The sequence below is a fragment of the Streptococcus pseudopneumoniae genome (assembly GCF_001068775.1).
GTDB classification, from domain to species: domain Bacteria; phylum Bacillota; class Bacilli; order Lactobacillales; family Streptococcaceae; genus Streptococcus; species Streptococcus pseudopneumoniae_N.
The window spans coordinates 1-1629 of the sequence record NZ_JWAJ01000080.1; the positions used below are offsets into that span (position 1 = coordinate 1).

General features: G+C 38.2%; 1 protein-coding gene. It reads right to left on the minus strand.

The window, feature by feature from the left end:
• Nucleotides 1-179: 179 nt before the first annotated feature.
• Nucleotides 180-1382, minus strand: a complete 1203-nt coding sequence (locus tag ADF68_RS03615) for an IS110 family transposase (protein ID WP_049548676.1) — start codon at nt 1380-1382, stop codon at nt 180-182.
• Between the last annotated feature and the right edge of the window lie 247 nt (nt 1383-1629).

A 1629-nucleotide genomic window follows, 5' to 3' on the forward strand; every position in this document is an offset into this window, starting at 1 on the left:
TTTTCTACCATTTGTCAAGTATAATACGGTTTCTGACTCAACATTATTCCTGAAAATGTATGAAGGGAATTTTTTGAGAGATAGTTCGAGCCATTTTTCTGACATTTGAGCATAGAAAAATGACACCTTATCTGGCATTTTTTGAAACAAGGTGTTAGAATTATAGGGCATAGGCGACTTTAATGACTTTGTGCTAAAGTATAGTCGTAAAGTTTATTATGCATTATAAGATAATACATTGTCCTAATGAGACGATGTATAGAGGCAATCGTATGTGGCTTAGTTGAAGTTATCTGCGATTGTCTTTTTCGTTTCTCATAGAAATCTGCGATATGGCAAGGATTGGTATGGCTAGCTGAAGCGATATTGTGAATACATTTGTACAGAATTTTTCTTGCATAAGGATTCCCACGCTTAGTGATATGCTCTTGACCTAGGAAATCTCCTGATTCATAGTGTTTGAGATCAATACCGATAAAAGCGTTGATTTGATTAGCAGACTTAAAACGACGAATGTCTCCTAATTCACCAATAATGCTTGTAGCCGTTGTTTCTGCGATACCAGGAATAGAGAGAAGAATCTCATATTCAGGTAGAGGTTCAGCTAACGCTATCAACTGTTGTAAAACTTGTTCCCGACGGTTTGTCAACTTTATAAGTTCCTGTGCATCATATTTAACCTCTTCTACCATAGGAGAGGTTTTTGAAATGCCAGAATAAGATTGCTTCGCCAATCCAACTAACTTCTCAGTCAAGTTACCTACTCTGTTCTCTGAAATGCGTTTAGAGGTTGAGTTGCGAATAGCTTCTTTCAATTCGGCTTCTGATAGTTCCAGCACCCAATGCTTGGTTGGGAAGATGGACACGAGATTCCAATATTGCTCACCTGTAGGAGTAGATAGTAGATTCTCGATTTCTGGGAAGGCAATTTGAAGAACTTTGTGCAGCCTATTCTTCGTCCTTACGATATCCTCTGTCAGATTTTGGTAGAATCGGCTAAGATCATGCAAGTTTTGATAGACTTCTTCTTGAACATAAGTTGGCTTACGGTTTAAAACAAATTGTGACGAAGCAAGTTTCTCTGCATCGATTTTATCGGTTTTCCGGACTCGCAATCCATCAAGTTGCTTCTTAGCTTCCAAAGGATTAAGACGTGTATAGTCATAGCTATATTCTTCTAGAAAGGCCTGAAGTCGGCGAGAGTAGACGCCAGTAGCTTCAAAAACAATTTCGGGGTTGCTCACGGTCTTTAGATCCTCCAGTAGACGAGAAAATCCGATAATGTCATTAGGCATAGTATAGCCATAAACCCTTTTACCATTCACAAGAATAGCGACTTCTGAGCTTGCTTTACTCACATCAATTCCAAAAACTGTCCGCATTATGTTTACCTCTTTGTCTTGAATGATTCCTTATTTTAGTGATTTCATTTTCAATACTCGACGTCTAGCGTCCGACATACTTTGATAAAATTCCATCTAAAACAGGTGTCTTGCCAGTTTTTTGTACGACGTCTAGCGCCAAAAGAAGCTACGACTTAACAAGACACCTCTACTTTAACATAAAGAAAAAGTAGTGAGTACTCTCTCCCGTCAGAGATTTCTTCACTACTAATCTTAGTATGTTTTT